We start from the raw sequence: 20536 nt of genomic DNA on the forward strand, positions 1-20536 counted from the left end.
CAATGCCCCCACACGCGGCAATCGCCGCAAGACGGGGAAATTTCCATGAGCGTTCTGGACGGAGTGTCACTGCTATTGGCCGTGGCGCTGTTCATTTATCTGCTGGTTGCGCTGTTACGCGCGGATCGGAACTAGGAGCGGCTATGCACAGTTATGACTATTGGCTGATCATCGCCTTCTTTGCCGTGGTACTGGTGCCGGCGCCGTTTTTGGGGCGGTTCTACTACAAGGTGATGGAAGGCCAGCGCACGTGGTTGACGCCGGTGTTGGGGCCTGTCGAAAAGGTCTGTTATCGCCTTTCGGGCGTGGACGCGCAGCAGGAACAGAGCTGGCAGAAATACATGCTGGCCTTGCTCGCGTTCAACCTAGCGGGCTTCTTGTTGTTGTTCTCGATCCTGTTATTCCAGGGCTCCCTCCCACTGAACCCGCAGAAGTTGCCGGGCCAGGAATGGACCCTGGCGTTCAACACCGCCGTCAGTTTCATGACCAATACCAACTGGCAGAACTACAGCGGTGAGGCGTCCCTAAGTTATCTCAGCCAGATGGCCGGCCTCACTGTGCAGAACTTCGTCAGTGCGGCGACCGGTCTCGCCGTCCTGGTTGCCTTATGCCGTGGGATCGGACGCAAATCTGCCCAGACCTTGGGCAACTTCTGGGTCGACATGACGCGCGCCACCCTCTACGGCCTGCTGCCGTTGTGCCTGGTGCTCGCACTGTTCCTGGTGTGGCAGGGCGTGCCACAAACCTTCGCCCACTATGTTGACGCCGTCACGCTGCAGGGCGTGGACCAAGTGATTCCCTTGGGCCCGGCGGCCAGCCAGATTGCGATCAAGCAACTGGGCACCAATGGCGGCGGCTTCTTCGGGGTGAACTCGGCGCATCCGTTCGAAGACCCGACAGCCTGGGCCAACCTGTTCGAAGTGGCCTCGATCATTCTGATCCCGGTGGCGTTGGTATTTACCTTCGGCCACTACGTCAAAGACCTGCGTCAGAGCCGGGCGATCCTCGCGTGTATGCTGGCGCTGTTCCTGATCGGCGGCGCGACGTCGCTGTGGTCCGAATACCAGCCCAATCCGACCTTGAACAACCCGGCCGTGGAGCAAACCGCACCGCTGGAGGGCAAGGAAACACGCTTCGGTACCACCGGCACCGTGCTGTGGTCGGTGACCACTACCGCGGCATCCAACGGCTCGGTCAACGGTATGCAGGACAGCCTCAGCCCGCTGAGTGGGATGGTGGCATTGGTCAACATGATGGTTGGCGAAGTGATCTTTGGCGGCGTCGGTGCTGGCATGTACGGCATGCTGCTTAACGTACTGATCGCGGTGTTCCTCGCCGGCCTGATGATCGGCCGCACGCCGGAATATCTGGGCAAGAAACTCCAGGCCAAGGAAGTGCAATTGCTGGTGGTGACCCTGCTGGTCATGCCGGTCGGCGTGCTGGTGTTGAGTGCCATCGCCGCCAGCCTGCCGGGCCCGGCGGGCGCGATCAGTAACCCTGGCCCCCACGGCTTCAGTCAGTTGCTTTACGCCTACACCTCGGCCAGTGCCAACAACGGTTCGGCGTTTGCCGGCCTCGGTGCCAACACCGCGTTCCATAACCTGATGCTCGGCCTGGGCATGTTGATCGGCCGCTTTGGCTACATCCTCCCGGTGCTGGCTCTGGCCGGCAGCCTGGCGATGAAGAAGGCCGCACCGATTGGCCAGAACAGCTTCCCCACCCATGGCCCGCTGTTCGTGACCTTGTTGACCGTGACCATTTTGCTGGTGGGCGGCCTGACTTTCCTGCCGACGCTGGCGCTTGGGCCTATCGCTGAACATCTGAGCATGGGCTTCTAAAGGGACATGAAAATGAATATGCCTGCAAAAAACGCGGCCCCGGTCAAAACCCAGGAGCCTGCCAAAACCGCCATCTCGGCGCTCTGGCGCCCGGCGCTGGTCCAGGCTTTCGTCAAGCTCGACCCACGCCAACTGCAACGCTCGCCGGTGATGCTGGTGGTCGAACTGACCGCCATCCTCACCACCGTATTGTGCTTTGTGCCCGATACCACCGTGCCCACCTTTGTTGCGGTGCAAATCGCCGTGTGGCTGTGGTTCACCGTGCTGTTCGCCAACTTCGCCGAAGCCCTGGCCGAAGGCCGCGGCAAGGCCCGCGCCGACAGCCTCAAGGCCGGCAGCGAAGGTTTGAGCGCCCGGCGCCAGGAGGCCGATGGCAGCTTCAAGGTGGTGCCGGCCACCAGCCTGCGCAAGGGCGATGTGGTACGTGTTGCCGCGGGGGAAATGATCCCCGGTGACGGCGAGGTCGTCGAAGGTATTGCGGCGGTCAACGAAGCGGCGATCACTGGCGAATCCGCCCCGGTCATCCGCGAGTCCGGCGGTGACCGCTCAGCCGTTACCGGCAACACACGGCTGGTGTCGGACTGGCTGCTGATTCGCATCACCGCCAACCCGGGTGAGTCCACGCTGGATCGCATGATTGCGTTGGTGGAAGGCGCCAAACGCCAGAAAACCCCCAACGAAGTCGCGCTGGATATCCTGCTGATCGGCCTGACCCTGATCTTCCTGCTGGTAGTGGTGACCTTGCAGCCGTTCGCGCATTTTGCCAATGGCAGCCTGCCTCTGGTGTTCCTGGTCGCACTGCTGGTGACGCTGATTCCCACCACCATTGGCGGCTTGTTGTCCGCCATCGGGATTGCCGGCATGGATCGCCTGGTGCGTCTCAATGTGATCGCCAAGTCCGGTCGCGCCGTGGAAGCGGCGGGGGACGTGCATGTGTTGCTGCTGGACAAGACCGGCACCATTACTTTTGGTAACCGTCGTTGCTCGGCCGTGGTCGCGGCGCCTGGCGTCAGTGGTCGGGAATTGGCTGAAGGCGCGCTGCTGGCATCCCTGGCCGATGACACGGCGGAAGGCAAATCCATCGTTGAATACCTGCGTGCCTTGCACCCGCAGGCCGAGCCAAGCCTGGATGAATTGACCGCCGTACCCTTCAGCGCCGAGACCCGATTGTCGGGTGTCGACTATCAGGGCCGCGTGTTCCGCAAAGGCGCCGTGGATTCGCTGCTGGCGTTTATCGGCCAGCAACGCAGCGAGCTTTTACCTGCGCTGTCGCGGGAAATCGACAAGATCGCCCAAAGCGGCGGCACCCCATTGCTGGTCTGCGCCGATGGCAAATTGCTCGGTGCGATCCATCTCAAGGACGTGGTCAAGCCCGGCATCCGCGAGCGGTTTGCCGAGTTGCGCAAGTTGGGGATTCGCACCGTGATGGTCACTGGCGACAACCCCCTGACCGCCGCCGCGATTGCCGCTGAAGCCGGGGTGGATGACGTGCTGGCCGAAGCCACGCCAGAGAAGAAACTCGCGCGTATTCGCCATGAACAAAACGATGGTCGCCTTGTTGCCATGTGCGGCGACGGCGCCAACGACGCCCCGGCGCTGGCCCAGGCTGACGTCGGCATGGCCATGAACGACGGCACCCAGGCCGCGCGCGAAGCGGCCAACATGGTCGACCTCGACAGCGACCCGACCAAGCTGCTGGACGTGGTGCAGATCGGCAAGGAATTGCTGGTAACCCGTGGCGCGTTGACGACCTTTTCCATCGCCAACGACGTGGCCAAGTACTTCGCAATCCTGCCGGCGCTGTTCGCCTCGATCTACCCGCAACTGGGCGTGCTCAACATCATGCACTTGCAGAGCCCGCAGAGCGCGATCCTCTCGGCCATTGTGTTTAACGCCTTGATTATCGTGGTGCTGATTCCCCTGGCGCTGCGCGGTGTACGGGTGCAAGCGGCGAGTGCGGCGGCCTTGCTGCGGCGCAACCTGCTGATTTACGGCCTGGGCGGGCTCTTGGTGCCGTTCGTGGGTATCAAAGCCATCGACATGCTGCTGACGGCGCTGCACCTGGTTTGACCTGTCTGATTTATTGAGGATTTGACTATGACAAACATCATCCGCCCCGCCCTGAGTCTGCTGGTACTCATGACCCTGATCACCGGCGTCGCCTACCCGCTGGTGGTCACGGGCGTGGCGCAAGTGGCCTTCCCCGATCAGGCCAATGGCAGCCTGGTGCACGACGCCAGCGGCAAGGTGCGCGGCTCCAGCCTGATCGCCCAGGACTTTACCGGCGACAGCTGGTTTCATCCACGCCCGTCAGCAGGAGCCTTTGCGACGGTGTCCAGCAGTGCCAGTAACCTGGGCCCCAGCAATCCGGCCTTGGCGACTCGCATAGTCGAGGATGCCGGCAAACAATCAGTGCCTGGCCAGGGCCCGGTGCCACTGGCCTCGCTGACGACCTCCGGCAGCGGCCTTGATCCCCACTTGCCACCGCAGGCGATTGCCTATCAACTGGCGCGAGTGGCAGCTGCGCGCAATGTGCCGGTGGCGACCTTGCAGCGGTTGCTGGATGAGCACATCGAAAGCCCGTTGGTAGGGCCGCCGGTGGTAAACGTCCTGGCCCTCAACATGGCCCTGGAAAAACTCTGAACCCCTGTGGGAGGGGGCTTGCCCCCTCCCACAGTTGATCTTCATTGACCTGAAAATACCTGCCTGAAGGAACCCGTATGAGCGACTCCGGCCGCGCCGATGCCCTGTTAGCCGATCTGCCCCGGGCTGGCCGTGGCCGGCTCAAAGTCTTCCTCGGCGCCGCGCCCGGCGTGGGCAAGACCTACGCCATGCTCCAGGCGGCCCACACCCAGTTGCGCCAAGGCGTAAGCCTGATTGCCGGTGTGGTCGAAACCCACGGCCGCGCCGAGACCGAAGCCTTGCTCAGCGGCCTGCCGCAACAACCGCTGCTACGCAGCGAGTACCGTGGCGTAATGCTTGAAGAAATGGACCTCGACGGCCTGCTCGCCGCCAAGCCCAAGCTGGTGCTGGTAGATGAACTGGCCCACAGCAACGCCCCCGGCAGCCGTCATGAAAAGCGCTGGCAAGATATTCAGGAATTGCTCGCGGCCGGTATCAATGTGTTCACCACGGTCAACGTCCAGCACCTGGAAAGCCTCAATGATCAGGTGCGTGGCATCACCGGCGTGCAAGTGCGCGAAACCCTGCCGGACTGGGTGCTGCAAGAGGCCGACGAACTGTTGCTGATCGACCTACCATCGCGCGAACTGCTCGAACGCCTGCGTGACGGCAAAGTGTATGTGCCCGAACAGGCGCGTGCGGCTATCGATGCGTTTTTCACCCAGACCAACCTAATGGCCCTGCGCGAACTGGCGATGCAAACCGCCGCCGCCCACGTCGACGATGATCTGGCCCAGGGCTATCGCCAACTCGGACAGGCCGCGCCGGCGGTACGTGGGCGTTTGCTGGTGGGCGTGGATGGCGATGCGCAAGCCGAACGCCTGGTGCGTCATGCCAGTCGCGTGGCCCAGCGTCGGCATTTGCCTTGGAGCCTGGTGCACGTCGACAACGGCCGAGCGCGGGATGAGCAATCGCGCCTGCGTCTGCAGAACGCCCAGCAACTGGCGGAGCGGTTGGGCGGCGAAGTGGTGTTACTGCGGGCCGGGGAGGTCGCCAAGACCCTGATCCAGCACGCCGCCGAACGCCGTGCCAGCTTGTTGCTGGTGGGGCAGTCGCGGATGCGCTGGCGCCGGCGCTTGTTCGGTGGTGGCTTGGCGGCGCGGCTGTTGCGCAATGCCCGTGGCCTGGAAATCAATGTCCTCGACAGCGATGACATACCGGCGCCGCCACGCTTGCCGGATGTACGCGGGTTGGTGTGGTTCGATTACGCTTTGGCGGTGGTTGCCACGGTGGTTGCTGCGGCCGTGGCTTGGGCCGTGTCCAGTGTGTTGCCGCTGCCGAATATCTCGCTGGTGTTTCTCGCTGCCGTATTGCTGGTGGCGGTGCGCAGCAGCCTGGGGCCGTCGCTGGTATGCGCGGCGCTGTCGTTCATGACCTACGATTTTCTGTTTATCCCGCCGAACTTTTCTTTCGCCATTCAGCGCGAAGAGGATGTGCTGACCCTGCTGTTCTTCCTGCTGATGGCAGCCCTGACCGGCAACCTCGCCGCGCGCCAGCGCCGCCAGCTGCAGGCGTTGCGCGATACCCAGGAAGAAACCAGCGAGCTGCTCGACCTGTCGCGCAAGCTCACGGCGGCCACCGATCGCCAAGCCGTGATCAGCGCCGCCGCCCACCATCTGCAAGGCTGGCGCGATCTTGACTTGTGTCTGGTCAATCGCGACGGTCAGGGCGGCTGGACGGTCGAGACCGGTGGCCCGCTGACCCTCACCGAAGCCGAACGCGCTGCCGCCGATTGGGCCTGGCAGCATGATCAGCCTGCCGGTATGGGCACCGGCACCTTGCCGTTCGGACGTTGGTGGTGGTGGCCGTTGTCGGGTGAAGAGGGGCCGCTGGGCTTGCTCGGTGTCAGCGCCAAACCGGGCCTGGAGTTGAGCGGGCAACGCCGACGTTTGCTCACTGCCTTGAGCCAGCCACTGGCCCAGGCGCTGGCGCGGGCGCAGTTGGGGCAAGAGTTGGAGTCGGCGCGTCTGCACGGTGAAACCGAACAACTGCGCAGCGCCTTGCTGGCGTCGGTGTCCCACGATTTGCGCACGCCGTTGACCTCCATGCGCGGCAGTATCGATAGTCTGCTGGCCCTCGGCGAAGCCATTCCCATGGAGGATCGTCGCGAATTGCTTGAAGGCACCCGTGATGAGGCCGAGCGCCTGGACCGCTATATCCAGAACCTGCTGGACATGACGCGGCTGGGCCACGGCGCGCTGAAACTGGCGCGCGACTGGGTGTCGCCCGGTGATATCGTCGGCAGTGCCCTCGGGCGTTTGCGCGCGGTGCTGGCGCCATTGCAAGTGAGCACCGAGGTGCCGTCGGAACTGCCCTTGTTGTATGTGCATGCGGCGTTGATCGAACAGGCATTGGTCAATGTGCTGGAAAACGCCGCCCGGTTTTCGCCGCCCCAGGGTCGCTTGCAGTTGCGCGCTGGCGTGCAGGATGAGCAGTTGTTTTTTGCCGTGGCGGATGAAGGGCCGGGGATTCCCGAGGAGGAGCGTGCGAAGATTTTCGACATGTTCTATACCGCTGCCCGCGGTGATCGGGGCGGGCAGGGCACCGGCCTTGGCCTGGCGATCTGTCAGGGCATGGTCGGTGCGCATGGTGGGCATATCAGCGTGGCCGATGGCATTGATGGGCGGGGTACCTGCATCACGTTGTTTCTGCCGCTACAATCTCAACCTGGCTTGGACACTGACCTTTGAATGGCTCCTGAATGGGGTGATTCTTTAACGGATTTTGACGGACACCATGAGCCAGACCGCGACGATTCTCGTCATAGATGACGAACCGCAGATCCGCAAACTCCTGCGCATCAGCCTGGCCTCCCAGGGCTATAAGGTGATCGAGGCCGGCACCGGCAACGAAGGCCTGGCGCAAGCGGCCCTGAACAAACCGGACCTGCTGGTGCTCGACCTGGGGCTGCCCGACATGGACGGCCAGCAGGTGCTGCGCGAGTTTCGCGAGTGGTCGACGGTACCGGTGCTGGTGCTGTCGGTGCGGGCCAGTGAAGGCCAGAAAGTCGAGGCTCTTGACGGTGGCGCCAATGACTACGTGACCAAGCCCTTCGGCATCCAGGAATTCCTCGCTCGGGTGCGTGCGTTGTTGCGTCAGGCACCGGCGGGAGAGGCCCAGGAAGCCGCCTTGAATTTCGGCCCGCTGACGGTGGACCTGGCTTATCGCCGCGTGCTGCTGGACGGTGCCGAAGTGGCGCTGACCCGCAAGGAGTATGCAGTGCTGGCGCAACTGGCCCGGCATCCGGGGCGGGTGATTACCCAGCAGCAATTGCTCAAGGACATCTGGGGCCCGACTCACACCGAAGACAGCCATTACCTGCGTATCGTGGTGGGGCACCTGCGCCAGAAACTGGCGGATGACCCGACGCAGCCACGGTTTATCGTGACCGAGGCGGGGGTGGGGTATCGGTTGCTGAATGCTTGAGTTTTTGTGGGAGGGAGCAAGCCCCCTCCCACATTTTGAGTGTATTCACAGATTAAAATGTGGGGCTTGCCCGCGATGAGGCCATCAGCAACACCCACGCGCTCAACTCTGCTCACTCTCATACCGATCCAACGTATCACTGGCGATCTCCCGCCCCAAGGCGATCAGCTCCGGCGCCTTGTAGAACTCGAAGAACCGGCACACTCGCTTCGGCACGTTGATCAGCACATCTGGCGGGTAGCCTGCGATCTTGTACTGCGCCAATGACGTCTGCATCACCTCGAAACTCTGGTTGATCAGGTCCAGCAGCGACGCAGGCCCGACGTTATCGATGATGAACGAGCCGGTCGCCGACTTCGGTGCGCCGGCTTTTTCCGGCGCGGCAGCGGGTTGCTGGGATTCGGGTTCAGCCGACTCCAGCCACGGGTTGATCTCTGCTGCCTGGGCCTGCAAGGCTTCCTGTTCGAGCTTCATCAACTGCTCGGCCTGTTTACGGCGAAATGGCAGGTGCGATCCGAGTGATTTGGCCAGGCTGTTGAAGCGGCTCTTGAACGCCGGCGGGCGCTGGATCACCGGCAGCCGATAGTGCTTCTGGTTGGTGGCGTTGAGGTTGACCGCGATGATCAAGTCACAGTGGCTCGACACCACCGGCACGATAGGCAGGGGGTTGAGCAGACCGCCGTCCACCAGCATCCGATTGCCTTGCATCACCGGGGTGAACAGGCTTGGGATCGCCGCCGATGCGCGCATGGCCTGGTGCAGGCAGCCTTCCTGAAACCAGATTTCCTGTTGGTTGGTAAGGTCGGTGGCCACGGCGGTGTAGGGGATGCGCAGCTCTTCGATATTGATCTCGCCGACGATTTTGCGAATCTGCCCGAAAACTTTTTCGCCACGAATCGCACCCAGCCGAAAGCTCACATCTACCAGGCGCAATACGTCGAGGTAGTCCAGGCTTTCGATCCAGTTTCGATATTCGTCCAGCTTGCCTGCGGCATAGATACCGCCGACCACCGCGCCCATCGAACAGCCGGCGATACAGGCGATGTCATAGCCGCGTCGTTCGATTTCTTCGATCACCCCGATATGGGCGTAGCCCCTGGCTCCCCCGGAGCCCAGCACTAAGGCAACACGTTTTTTCATGTCCCAGTCCTTCGCAAAACAGGTGCCCACAATGCACCCATCCGGGGGGCGGCTTCAATCTTCGGTTATTTTTAGAGGATAACCTTTGCGCTCGGGTATGCTCTGGCAATAGGTACGACCGATTTCAGGCTAGGGACAAGGCACTTTTCCCTGTGGGCAACGTCTACAGGCTACGAATGATTTTGCTTATTTTGAGGTGTCATCAATGAAAGCCTGGATGTGTGTGCCTGTGATCGTGCTGGCCTTGGCCGGCTGTGCCGGCAAGACGGCCTACCGCGACAGCTGCGGTTCCCAATTGGATGCCGCCTGGAAAGAACTCGATCTGGCCAAGGCTGAAGGTTTTGCTGGCACCGTGAGCTACTCCAAGGCTCTGTCGCTATTGACTGGCGCCAAGACCCAGCAGCAGTTTGAAGCGTTTGAAGGGTGCTCCAACAAAGCCCAGAAGGCGCGGTTCTATATTCGTGAGTCTCGCGCCGGGCGTTGACCTGTAGCGGCGAGTAGGATTATTCATTGGAAAGTGAGGGCAGGATGTCAGCGTTGGTCAATCAGTTAGTCGCCCAGGTCATAGGCCTGGAAGTAGGGTTACTGAGCTGCCAGGCTCGCCTCGCCGCCGTCACTGACGATGAAGCCCTGCATGATTTGCGCACCACCGTGCGGCGCTTGCGCAGCTTGTTGCGGCCTTTGCGCGGGCTGCCCGGTGTGGAACAGCTTGAATTGGCCGCCAGTACGGTTGGCCAATTGACGACGCCGCTGCGTGACCGCGAGGTCCTGGCGGCGTATCTGCATCAGCACGGTTATCACAAGGCGGCTGATCGGCGCCTGCGCCTGCAACCCGAGGCCTATCGCCATGTGGCGCAAAGCCCGGAACTGGCGCACCTGTTACTGATTCTGGATGCATTCCCACGCTTTATTCGCGCCTCCCAGCACCAGAAGCTGCTCAAAGGCCTGCGCCCGCGCATCGAGAAACGCCTGGCCAAGCAATGGCAGAAACTCGATGAAGCCCTGAAGGATCCCGAGCATGATCGCCACCGCCTGCGGTTGCTGATCAAGCGTGTGCGTTACGCCGCCGAGGCTTACCCCGAACTGGACAAGCTATCCCCCAACGCCATGTCGCGATTGAAGAAAGCCCAAAGCGCCCTGGGCGACTGGCATGACTGCTGGCAGTGGCTGGCCCAGGCCGGGCAGCAGGCGGATCTGCAACCCTGCGTTGCCATCTGGCAGCGCACCATGCTCAAGGCTCAAGGGCAGGCTGACCGTGTGCTGGACAAACTCAGCGCCGATTGTTTTTAACGCGGTCCGGCTTTTGGCCGGAATGGGCGGTGTGCCGGTCCGTCTCGATGGTTAAGATTCCCCATCGATTTTCTTGATGTGAGGTCGCCATGCGCTTTAGTGATTTGCTCGACGCTGCCCGAAGCAACCCGTTGGACGTCACCATTCCTGCCGAATGGGCTCAGGGCCGTGCCACCTTTGGCGGCCTGGTCGCCGCCCTGCAATATGAGGCCCTGCGCGCGCAGGTGCCGGCGGATCGCCCCTTGCGCTCCCTGGCCATCACCTTTGTCGGCCCGGTCGCGCCGGATGTGCCCGCCAGTTATCAAGTCGAAGTGTTGCGCGAAGGCAAGGCCGTCAGCCAGTTGCTCGGCCGCGTGTTGCAGAACGGCGAAGTGGCGACCCTGGTCCAGGCCAGCTTTGGCGCGTCTCGAGCATCGGAAATTGACGTGGCGAGCGAAGCTCCGCCGGTATTCAAACATTGGGATGAATGTCAGGAGTTGCCCTACATCAAGGGCGTCACCCCTGAATTCATGCGCCATCTGGCGATGCGCTGGAGTGTCGGCGGCCTGCCGTTCACCGGTAACAAATCCCGCGACATGGGCGGTTGGGTACGGTTGCGCGGGGATGTGAAAGAAGAGCCACTGACCGAGGCGCATATCCTCGCCCTGGTCGACGCCTGGCCGCCGGCCCTGCTGCCACACCTGAAAAAGCCTGCGCCAGGCAGCACCCTGACCTGGACCATCGAGTTCATCCAGCCGCTGCAAGACCTGACCACCCTCGATTGGTGCCAATACCACGTCAACATCGAACATGCCCGCGACGGCTACGGCCATGCGGCCGCTGCGCTGTGGAGCCCGACCGGCGAGTTGATCGCCCTCAGCCGCCAGACCGTGGTGGTGTTCGCCTAAGCCCCTTCAGTGGTGGTGACGTTGCCGCCAGGCACGCCACCAGCCACCGCTCAACACAAAGCGCGGGAAGGTCACGAACTGCTCGACAACAAGGCGTTGCACCGCATCTTTACGGTCGCTGAACGGCTCACTGGCCTGGGCTTCCAGGCTGTGGCCGTGACGCTGCAACGCCAGGCCCGCCACGATGCCGACCACACCGATAGCCAAGCTGGCCAGGCTCAGGCTGAACACCCCTGAAACGATCAGCAGGAAACCGACGATAAACAGCGGCACGGCAATCAGGTGCAACACCAGGTTGGTCGGGTGCTGATGGTTTTGTGGGTAATGACGCCATTGCCAGGCGGGGAGATTGGGGTGACGTTTGCCCATGGTGGTGAGTCCTCTTTCCGTTGGAACAACTTGGACAGAGTTTAGGTGCGCACGGGCGGGGTAGCGAATCAAGGCTGGCTATTAGGGTTATAGAGAACAGTTTGGCGGAGTGATCCTCATGCCCAAATGACGCAGTTATGATCATCCATATGCACCAAAAACGTTATTTCGCTATCGGTTATCCAAAATGGATAGCCGGTGGTTTCGCCTAAAACAGATGCTAGAACTCGAGAGTTATCAATTTTCCAGGCGGTATATGCTGAGTCAAATACCACCAGAATTAGATCCCTCTCGCTGATGCGATACGGTATTTCCTTCCAAAAGTCAGGGTTGTGCTCCGTGCTTTTTTCGTTCAGCTCGATGGGATCAAGCACATTGCTTTGCGATTTGAAGAATTTTCTCGTCAGGGCGTTTATCAATAAGTTGAGTTCGCTTGAGTCAAGCTTTCCAGCGCCGATGTTCAAGGTATTAAAGGCTGCGTCTATTTCGTCTTCCAAATAGCTCATCAGGGGACACCTATTCTTGACCGGCTGACGGGAACGAGTTGAAGCAGGATATGGCCTCTTTTTGCTCCTCCCTCACCTCTCTTTCCAGGCGTTTGATAGCCAATATGAGGGGATTTCGGGCCTTCCTTACTTGGCACGAGTACTGGATCGTCAATATTCACTTCAGCTCCCCTATTGGGACCCGTTTGTACCCGCCATTCCGTTGGAAATGATTTTCCATATTGGTCTTTGCTCCATTTCGATACGCTGTACTCGGTCTTGGGTATACCCGTTCTGCGAAAAGCCTCATCCAAACCATTATGCATTTGTTGGTAGCTGTCGCCGGCTTGTTTTCTCCAGTCCAGATCGACATCTGGGTTAAGTTTCCAGCTGTTTCCCGTGCTTGGATTAGGACAGTCTGAAGGCGCACAAGCTAAACCTAATGGATCAATCCACCCAGTAGGATTGGGCACATACTGGTAACCATTGATCCCACCCGCCAACTTCACCGGATCCGGCGTCAGGTAACGACCAATATCCGGATTGTAGTAGCGATGGCGGTTGTAGTGCAGGCCGCTTTCCTGGTCAAAATACTGCCCCTGAAAACGCAGCGGATTGTCGATTTTGCCTACGTCGAGCCGTGCGATCTGACCGTAGGCGCGGTAGTGGGCGGACCAGACGATTTCGCCCTCGGGGCTGGTCAGTTCCTGCGGTGTGCCGAGGTGGTCGAGTTGGTAGTGGTAGGGTGTTGTGGCTTGTGGTCCGTAGCCTTCCAGCAGTGCCAGCGGGCGGAAGCTGTTGGGCTCGTAGATATAACTGCGATGACAGTCCGCATGGTGCTCGGCAATCAGCTTGTCGCCTTGCCAAAAAAACTCGGTGGTCTCGCCATCCACGGTTTTGCTGACACGTCGCCCAAACGGGTCGTAGCGGTAACTGGCGGTTTCGCCGTTCGGCTTTGTGATGGTGATTAACCGATGCTGGCAGTCGTAGCGATATTCGGTGACGAGTTGATGGCCTTTGCCGCGCCGTTCGCGGATCAGGTTGCCGAAGGCGTCGTAGTCGTAATGGCGGTCGCCCTGGATCATCAGGCGATTGCCGGCAACGATGTCCGGGCCGGGACGGTCTTGCATCAGCAGGTTGCCCGCCGGGTCGTGGGCGAAGCGTTCCTGGACGTCTTGGGAATGATCGGCGCGGGTCAGACGATTCAGTGGGTCGTAGCGGTAAAGGTGTTCGCCTTTGCGGGTGTCGAGCAGGCGGGTGAGGTTGCCGGATTTGTCGTAGTCGTACTGGCGCTGGTAAAGGTAGTTTTCCTGCTGTGTGACGGCGTGGGCGTGTAGGCGGTTTTGGTCGTCGTAGTGGTAGTGGCTGAGCAGTTGACCTTGTTGGCGTTGGTGTTCGCGGCCGCTCTTGAATAAATGTGCAGTGAGCACCTCACCATTGAGCTCGACCGTAGCGAGATGGCCTCCCTTGTCATGGTTGAAGGTGAGGCGGTTGTTGTCGGGCAGGCGCAGTTTTTGTAGTTGGCCGCAGGCGTCGTAGCCGTAGCGCAAGGTGCCCCAGCCTTGGTGTTCGGCGGTCAGGCGGTTTTGGCGGTCGTATTCGTAGGCCAACGCCCAGTGACCGTCTTCGACGCTGAGGAGGTTGCCTTGGCGGTCGTAGGCATAGTCGACCACGCTGGCATCAGGCAGGGTTTTTCGTACGAGGCGACCGGCGTGGTCGCGCTCGTAGCGGGTGATGAGCTGACTGCCGTCGTCGCCGTGTTCGGCCTTTTCCAGCAGGTTGCCGTTGAGGTCGTAGACGTAGGCGGTGCGTTGGCCGTCGAAGCCGGTTTCCTGTTGGATCAGGCCGTTGGGGTGGTAGTCGAGTTGGTAGGTTTCGCCGACTTGCTCAATTCGCCCGGAAGGATCACGGCAAATGCGCAGCCGGTTGTCATACGCATCGCTGATCGAGACCAGCACACCGTCGCGAAAGTGATAGAACCGCGACGCCTGGGCCAGTACTAACTCATCAGGAGCCGAGCCCAAGTAGATCGCCGCTTCCGCCAGGCTATTGGTGATCGCGGGTCGAGCCGCTGTAGGCAAGGGCAGGGTGGTCGAGCGGTTCTCATGGTCGATCCACACCACCGAATCGCCCGACACACAAAGCCGGTGCGCCAGCGCATGGCTCCAGCCAAACCCCAACCCACAATCCACATCCACCGCACTGGTGCGATACAGCCGTGTCCACTCAAACGGCAAAATCCCGTCCAGCGCGCCGTCGGTGAGGGTAAGCAATTCCTCCCCGGTGACCATCGACACCGGGCAGCCGTTGGTGACCGTCTTGTCCGCTGGCGCCGCCGCATCTCCCTTCGGATTGGAAGCCACGGCAGGCGCATCATCCACATGCTCCTGCCGGACCAATACCGTCTGCCGAGTCTTGTTGCGAACCACCGGCACCGGGTTCGAAACCAGCGTGTCGCCCGCCTTCAACGGAACCACCGGTACCGCCTTGACCGGCGTTGCCGAACTGCTCAGCAACACAGGCTTGGCGGCCTCAACATGCGTGTCCAACCGCGGCCCCGCCACCTGCCTGGCCAGCAACTCCAACAACGCCCGCGCCCCGCCGGACTTGACGCCACTCAGCACCTGCGCACCCAGCCGCAGCTGTACGCCAATACCCCGCGTAGCCCAGATCAGTAGCAAATTGATCAACACTTCGCCGGTGATTTCACCCAGCAGCTCGTACATTTCGGGCGGCGGCAGCATCCGTATCCAGGCCACCACCGCTGCCACGTAGATAAACAGCAGCGGCTCATCACTGAGCACCAGCAATCCCTTGGCCAGCGTGTCTTTACCCAGCGCAAGCAGCGCGTCCAGTTCGGCCCGGGAGAGGTACTTCAGCAACTTTTCGCTGTTGGATTTGAGGTTCGCGAGCAGGTCATACAGCTCGGTGATGCTGTCCCACAGGTTGTAGAGCGCCTTGCCAAGTCCGGTAGCGAAGGCAATGCCCTGCATCGCACTGCGCTTGTAAGCAGGATCTTTGGCAAAGTCTGCCCATTGAGGCGCGAAACGCTCGTCCCACTGTTTACGCAGATCAGCTTCCAACCCGGCAATCACTGACGTGTAGGAGGCATACAGCGCCTTGACGTGATCCCTGGAGACATTAGGGTAAAAGGTGATTTGGTATTGCTGGTCGCGGGTACAGTCGTTGACTTCGAGAATGCCGCTGGGGCCGATGGTCCGATGAAGCGGCGCGCCGACTGGGCTGCCATCTCGAGCCAGGGCTTGCAGTTCCACCTGGGTGTTGCCGATGGGTACGAACCGGGTACTTTCAAACAGATGCACCAGGGTCAACCCACCCTGGGCTTTGCATTGAGCGACGGTACGGCTGGGTTTATCGGAAGAAGCCGGCGCGACCAGTGCGACGTCTTCCCCAACCTTGAACACCTGCTCCACGGCAAGTGCCGAACCACCCAACAGGCTGTCGGCCCACGCGTCGAACGTGTTCAGGCAGGTACGAAAATCCGCTAGAACGCGAGTGACATCCGGCGCCTTGGGATCCATGGGGGCCAGCACAAAGCCAGCGATCACCGGAATCAAGAGCCAGCCCTGTCAACCAGGGTTCTAACGAAAACAACCATCTGCAATCCCTCGCACTGTTCAATCAGGCGAGGGACTTTGCAGAGGTTCTTGGGTAAAAGAAGTCGGCGTTATTCGCGGAGATGGCGAGGAAGTTTCGCCTAAACTTCAGGTAAACCGAGGCTTGGTGGTAGGAATCGGATTACAGGTGGAACAGTCTTACAGCTTCAACTGCCCAATCGCCTTGCTCAACTCACCCGCCAACGTCGCCAGTTCATTGCTGGTGGTCGCCGACGACACGGTCTGCTGTACAGTGTTTTCGGTGACATCGCGAATACTCACCACGGCGCGGTTCATCTCTTCGGCCACATGGCTTTGCTGTTCGGCGGCGACGGCGATCTGAGTATTGCTTTCGCGCATCTGCGCCACGGCACCGGTGATTTGCGCCAGTGCGGCGCCAGCTTCCTGGGCTTGTTGTACGCAGTCGTCGGCCTTGAATGAGCTTTCCTGCATAAAGTCCACCGCATCGCGAGTGCCGGCTTGCAATGCCGAGACCATGCGGGTGATTTCGTCGGTAGAGCTTTGCACGCGCTTGGCCAGGTTGCGAACTTCGTCGGCAACCACCGCGAAACCTCGGCCCATTTCCCCGGCGCGGGCGGCTTCGATGGCGGCGTTGAGGGCGAGCAGGTTGGTCTGTTCGGCGATGCTGTGGATCACCCCGACCACGCCGTTGATCTGTTGGCTGTCCTGGGCCAGTTTCTGGATCATTTCGGCGGTCTGTTGTACGCCGTTGGACAGCCCGGCGATTGAACGCTGTACGCGGATGACCACCTCCTGGCCGCTGCCGGCGAGGGTGTCGGCGGTCTGGGACAGGTCGCGGGTAGCGCCGGCGTGCTGGGCGATATGGTGGACGGTGGCGGTCATCTCATTGATGGCGGTGGCGGCCTGGTCGGTTTCGCTCTGCTGGCCGAGCATACCGTGCTGCACCTCGTTCATGCTGCTGGCCAGGCGTGCGGCGCCGTCATCCAGTTGCCGGGCGGTGCGTGCCACGGTGTTGACCACGCGCTGGTAGCCGGCCTGCATGGCGTTGAATGCACTGGCCATCTGGCCGACTTCGTCCTTGCAGGCCAAGGGCACGCGTGCCGACAGGTCGCCGGTTTTCTCGACGTGCAGCATCACGTCCTTGAGGGTGTTGAGTTGGCTGAGCAGGAAGCGGATCAACAGTTGTGAGGCGCCGAGCATGGCCAGCATCAGGATTGCCACGGCGACGGCATAGTTGGCGAAGCGCTCGCTGAACACTTGGCCGAGGCTGGGTGCGTAGGCGAGGACGGCGACGTGTTGACCGTCAACGCGATCGATCACCTCGGCGCCTATCAGTGGGTTTTTGCCCAACAGCGGCATGTGATTGAGTTCGACCCAGCCGCTGGCAGTACTCAAGGCTGGAAGAGGCTGGTCGCCCAATTGTGGGATTTGCCCCTGGGCATAGGCCAGCCATTGCTCGCCGGTGGGCAGGGCTTTGTCGGCTGGCCAGGCGCTGAGCAACCGCCCCTGAGCCTGGGCCGAAGCCTGGGATGCCTGGCTGCGTGCCTGTTGCTCAAGCTGTACCGCGTACAGCACCAGCAGCAGGGTGGTAATGAAGGCGACCGCATTGACGGCCCAGAATTTGTACTTAAGCGAGATATTGCTAAGCCAGGCACCCATGGAAGGTTTTCTCTGATAGCGGAAACAGTATTGGCAAGGTGCCATTATTGTGCCGCTACTCAGAAAAGCGTTTTTGACATGCGTCAATGCACGGCATCAATCCACATCAGGTAAGCCGAAAAAACGGCGGGCGCAGGCGGTGCTGTGCAATGCCAGGTCTTCGAGGGTTTCATGACGGTGCAAGGCCACTTCGCGCAGGACTTCGGGCAAGTACGCCGGTTCATTGCGACCGTTTTTTGGCTTGGGGCGCAGGGTGCGCGGCAGCAGGTACGGCGCGTCGCTTTCCAGCATCAGGCGGCCCCTGGGAATTTCCCTGACCAGCGGATGCAGGTGCGTCCCACGGCGTTCATCGCAGATCCAGCCGGTGATGCCGATATGCAAGTCCAGGTCCAGGTAGCTGAACAGCGCCGCTTGTTCACCGGTGAAGCAGTGCACCACGGCGGCGGGCAGGTGGTCGCGGTAGTCTTTGAGGATCTCCAGCAGGCGCTGGTTGGCGTCGCGCTCGTGGAGAAACACCGGCAGTTTCAGCTCGACGGCCAGGGCCAGGTGGTGTTCGAGGACTTTTTCCTGCTGGGGGCGAGGGGAGAAGTCGCGGTTGAAATCCAGCCCGCACTCGCCCACGGCACGCACCCGACTTTCTCCCAACAGGCTACGCAGGCGCTGTGCACTGTCGCCGTTCCAGTCGCTGGCAGAGTGAGGGTGGATGCCAGCGGTACTGAACAAGCGCTGGCCGCTTTCATCAAGTTTTGCACACAGCTCCAGGGCCTGTTCACTGCCCTCGATGCTGGTGCCGGTGAGCACCAATTGCTGCACGCCAGCGGCGTAGGCGCGTTCGAGGACAGCCTGGTGCCTCTCGTCGAAACTGGGGTTGGTCAGGTTGACGCCGATATCAATGAGTTGCATGGTGCTATCTCCGCCTGCGGCCGGAAAGCATATCAGAGCTGTAGATTTATAAGAAAAACCAAGAACTACAACGCGTTATCGCTGTCTTTGAACGTCGCAAGCGACATTGTGGTTGGCCAGTTGCCTGTCACTGTGTCGCCGTTGCGCGCCTTGCCAGCGCATAGAGCGCTCTGTTTCTGACCTCCAGCACTTTGTTATTCGTGAAGGCGCTGGCCAGTATTCTTTCCGGAGAGCGGATGATCCGACCCTCGGCGATGCTTGTGTTGTGCCTGACGTTACTGCTGCCCATGGCGGCGGTCGCACGTCTGGACGGGCCGTTGGAAGTCACCAAGCCTGGCAAGGTGCGTGACCTGGCGCAAATTCGTTCCAGTCGCACCCTGCGCGTACTGGTCAACCAGAGCCGCAACAGCTCCGGTGAAGTGCAGGGCCAGGCCATCGGCGTCGAATACCATCGGTTGCGTGCCTTCGAACAGTACCTCAACGGTCACGCCCGCGATGGCCAGGAAATCAACCTCAAGATCATCCCCAAGGCCAAGGACCAGTTACTCGGCGCGTTGGCCCGTGGCGAAGGCGACCTGGTGGCGCCCGGCGAGTTGCTGGATGTGAAGGCCATACACAAAATCAGCGCCAGCGAGCCGATTGTCAGCGATGTGCCGTTGTGGCTGGTCGGCGTCAAGGGAGAGCGACGATTTACCAAGTTGGAGCAATTATCTGGTCGCACGTTGACGCTGACCACCGGCAGTGCGGCGGCGGATGCCATCAGTCAGGTCAATCAGAAGCTGGCGCTGCACAAACGAGCGCCGGTGAAGGTGGAGTGGGTTGACCCTAGCCTGGCGGTAGAGGATGTACTGGAGATGGTGCAGGCCGGGATTTTTCACCTGACGATCGTTGAAAAACCGATTGCCGAGCGCTGGTCGAAAATCCTGCCCAAGCTGCGCTTTGACAAGCAGGTGGTAATCAGCGAACCGGGTGACGAGTTCTGGTTCGTGCGCCAGGACGCTTCGATGCTGCGCGCCAGCATTGACCGATTTCTCAAGACCTATCGAACCCCTGCCGATCAGGATGTGGCGTTCCAGCGTATCTACCGACGCCTCTATCAGGTGCGCAACCCGCTGGCGCGCGCCGACCGTCAGCGTCTGGAAAAACTGCGCCCGGTCCTGCAAAAGCATGCGCGCGAGCAAGGGATGGACTGGCTGAACCTGGCGGCGTTGGCGTTCAAGGAGTCCTCCCTGGACCCAGGCGCACGCAATAGCGGTGGCCCGACCGGCCTGATGCAAATCACGCCTTCGGCGGCGCAACGGGTGGGGGTCAACAACATCGAGAGTCTCGATAGCAATGTGCAAGCTGGCGCACGTTACCTGGCGTTGATCCGGCGTAAATTTTTCTCCAGCCCCAAGCTCAACGAGCGCGAGCGCATGGCTTTTGTGCTGGCGGCCTACAACATGGGCCCGGAGCGGGTCCAGGGGATGCGCACCGAGGCCAAGCGCCGCGGGCTGAACCCCAATCAATGGTTCTTCCAGGTTGAACGCATCGCCATGGAGCAGGTGGGGATGGGCGGCGTCAGCTATGTTAATAGCGTCAATAAGTATTACTTGGCGTTCGACCGGGAGCGAGAGTCCCTGGAGCCGCCTGCAGCAAAAATTGCCTTACACAAATAATCAAATTTATCGATATTAATTAGGCAATATTTGCGCTTTTGTCATTGTTTAAACTGATTAATATAGCGGCCAACCAACCCCTACCTGGAAAAGGATTTATTTAAATGAGCCCAATGATTACACGCGTCTTGTCCACCCGCGCCGGTTACGGCCTGACTATCCTGCGCATCTTCGTCGGCATCATCTTTGCCGCTCACGGTTCGCAAAAACTGTTCGGCTGGTTTGGCGGCGGCGGCCTGGCGGGTACTGCCCAATTCATGGAAAGCCTCGGCCTGACGCCGGGTACCCTGATGGCAGTGTTGTCGGGCGGTACCGAGTTTTTCGCCGGCCTGGCCCTGATCATTGGTTTGCTCGCTCGCCCGGCAGCATTGGGCCTGACCTTCCTCACGCTGGTTGCGATCTTCTCGGTGCATATCCATAACGGCTTGTTCATGGCCAACAACGGGTATGAATTTGCTTTGGCTTTGCTCGGCGGGGCGCTGGCGGTATTGCTCGAAGGTGCGGGCAAACTGTCGGTTGATCGCGCCATCACTGACTGATCTGTTTGCATGTCCCGGAAAAGGCCCGCATCTGCGGGCCTTTTCGTTGCTCGGGATTCTT

At 60.8% G+C, this 20536-nt stretch carries 17 protein-coding genes; 11 read left to right on the forward strand and 6 right to left on the reverse strand.

Annotated elements, in window-relative coordinates; translation table 11 throughout:
* Positions 1 to 45 precede the first annotated feature (45 nt).
* From kdpF to LJX92_RS08300, 6 genes are all read left to right on the forward strand, one after another.
* On the forward strand, positions 46 to 135 hold the full coding sequence (gene kdpF / locus LJX92_RS08275) for a K(+)-transporting ATPase subunit F (RefSeq protein WP_003218754.1): 90 nt from the start codon (positions 46 to 48) through the stop codon (positions 133 to 135).
* Between the two features lie 8 nt (positions 136 to 143).
* Positions 144 to 1838, forward strand: a complete 1695-nt coding sequence (gene kdpA / locus LJX92_RS08280) for a potassium-transporting ATPase subunit KdpA (protein ID WP_032877160.1) — start codon at positions 144 to 146, stop codon at positions 1836 to 1838.
* 12 nt (positions 1839 to 1850) lie between these two features.
* Positions 1851 to 3908: a potassium-transporting ATPase subunit KdpB gene (gene kdpB, locus LJX92_RS08285; protein ID WP_177464404.1), complete on the forward strand. Its 2058-nt coding sequence runs from the start codon at positions 1851 to 1853 to the stop codon at positions 3906 to 3908.
* Between the two features lie 27 nt (positions 3909 to 3935).
* Positions 3936 to 4481 carry a potassium-transporting ATPase subunit KdpC gene (gene kdpC, locus LJX92_RS08290; protein ID WP_228309570.1) on the forward strand — a complete coding sequence of 182 codons (546 nt, stop codon included), beginning with the start codon at positions 3936 to 3938 and terminating at the stop codon, positions 4479 to 4481.
* A gap of 77 nt (positions 4482 to 4558) precedes the next feature.
* A complete protein-coding gene (locus LJX92_RS08295; protein WP_228309571.1) occupies positions 4559 to 7210 on the forward strand; it encodes a sensor histidine kinase in 2652 nt (883 codons plus the stop codon).
* Positions 7211 to 7256: 46 nt separating this feature from the next.
* Positions 7257 to 7946 (forward strand): response regulator, encoded by a 690-nt coding sequence (locus LJX92_RS08300; protein WP_032877156.1) that lies wholly within the window; start codon positions 7257 to 7259, stop codon positions 7944 to 7946.
* 102 nt (positions 7947 to 8048) lie between these two features.
* Here the strand turns inward: LJX92_RS08300 and LJX92_RS08305 are convergent, their stop codons facing one another.
* Positions 8049 to 9086, reverse strand: a complete 1038-nt coding sequence (locus LJX92_RS08305) for a patatin-like phospholipase family protein (protein ID WP_005786353.1) — start codon at positions 9084 to 9086, stop codon at positions 8049 to 8051.
* A gap of 205 nt (positions 9087 to 9291) precedes the next feature.
* On the opposite strand from LJX92_RS08305, the gene LJX92_RS08310 reads away from it, so the two are divergent.
* From LJX92_RS08310 to LJX92_RS08320, 3 genes are all read left to right on the forward strand, one after another.
* Entirely contained in the window at positions 9292 to 9570 is a 279-nt protein-coding gene (locus LJX92_RS08310) for a hypothetical protein (RefSeq protein WP_005786355.1), read from the forward strand.
* Between the two features lie 44 nt (positions 9571 to 9614).
* Complete coding sequence (locus tag LJX92_RS08315; RefSeq protein WP_228309572.1) at positions 9615 to 10376, forward strand: CHAD domain-containing protein; 762 nt, start codon at positions 9615 to 9617, stop codon at positions 10374 to 10376.
* Positions 10377 to 10465: 89 nt separating this feature from the next.
* The gene (locus tag LJX92_RS08320; RefSeq protein WP_032877154.1) at positions 10466 to 11263 is read left to right on the forward strand and encodes an acyl-CoA thioesterase; all 798 of its coding nucleotides are present in this window, start codon (positions 10466 to 10468) and stop codon (positions 11261 to 11263) included.
* Between the two features lie 6 nt (positions 11264 to 11269).
* Here LJX92_RS08320 and LJX92_RS08325 read toward each other — a convergent pair whose 3' ends face one another.
* The 5 genes from LJX92_RS08325 to LJX92_RS08345 form a co-directional block, all read right to left on the reverse strand.
* Positions 11270 to 11632, reverse strand: a complete 363-nt coding sequence (locus tag LJX92_RS08325) for an Mpo1-like protein (protein ID WP_228309573.1) — start codon at positions 11630 to 11632, stop codon at positions 11270 to 11272.
* A 116-nt stretch (positions 11633 to 11748) separates the two neighbouring features.
* Positions 11749 to 12138: a hypothetical protein gene (locus tag LJX92_RS08330; protein WP_032877153.1), complete on the reverse strand. Its 390-nt coding sequence runs from the start codon at positions 12136 to 12138 to the stop codon at positions 11749 to 11751.
* Positions 12138 to 15695: an RHS repeat-associated core domain-containing protein gene (locus tag LJX92_RS08335; protein WP_228309574.1), complete on the reverse strand. Its 3558-nt coding sequence runs from the start codon at positions 15693 to 15695 to the stop codon at positions 12138 to 12140. Before LJX92_RS08335 ends, LJX92_RS08330 begins: the two co-directional genes overlap by 1 nt.
* A gap of 198 nt (positions 15696 to 15893) precedes the next feature.
* Positions 15894 to 17375, reverse strand: coding sequence for a methyl-accepting chemotaxis protein (locus LJX92_RS08340; RefSeq protein ID WP_032877149.1), 1482 nt, complete (start codon positions 17373 to 17375; stop codon positions 15894 to 15896).
* 96 nt (positions 17376 to 17471) lie between these two features.
* Positions 17472 to 18278 carry a TatD family hydrolase gene (locus LJX92_RS08345; protein ID WP_032877148.1) on the reverse strand — a complete coding sequence of 269 codons (807 nt, stop codon included), beginning with the start codon at positions 18276 to 18278 and terminating at the stop codon, positions 17472 to 17474.
* A gap of 236 nt (positions 18279 to 18514) precedes the next feature.
* Here LJX92_RS08345 and LJX92_RS08350 point away from each other — a divergent pair, with 236 nt between their 5' ends.
* Together LJX92_RS08350 and LJX92_RS08355 are read left to right on the forward strand one after the other, a co-directional pair.
* On the forward strand, positions 18515 to 19936 hold the full coding sequence (locus LJX92_RS08350; protein ID WP_228309575.1) for a transglycosylase SLT domain-containing protein: 1422 nt from the start codon (positions 18515 to 18517) through the stop codon (positions 19934 to 19936).
* 104 nt (positions 19937 to 20040) lie between these two features.
* Positions 20041 to 20475: a DoxX family protein gene (locus LJX92_RS08355; RefSeq protein WP_032877146.1), complete on the forward strand. Its 435-nt coding sequence runs from the start codon at positions 20041 to 20043 to the stop codon at positions 20473 to 20475.
* Positions 20476 to 20536: the final 61 nt, after the last annotated feature.

This window comes from Pseudomonas sp. HN8-3, from assembly GCF_020790195.1.
Classification (GTDB): domain Bacteria; phylum Pseudomonadota; class Gammaproteobacteria; order Pseudomonadales; family Pseudomonadaceae; genus Aquipseudomonas; species Aquipseudomonas synxantha_A.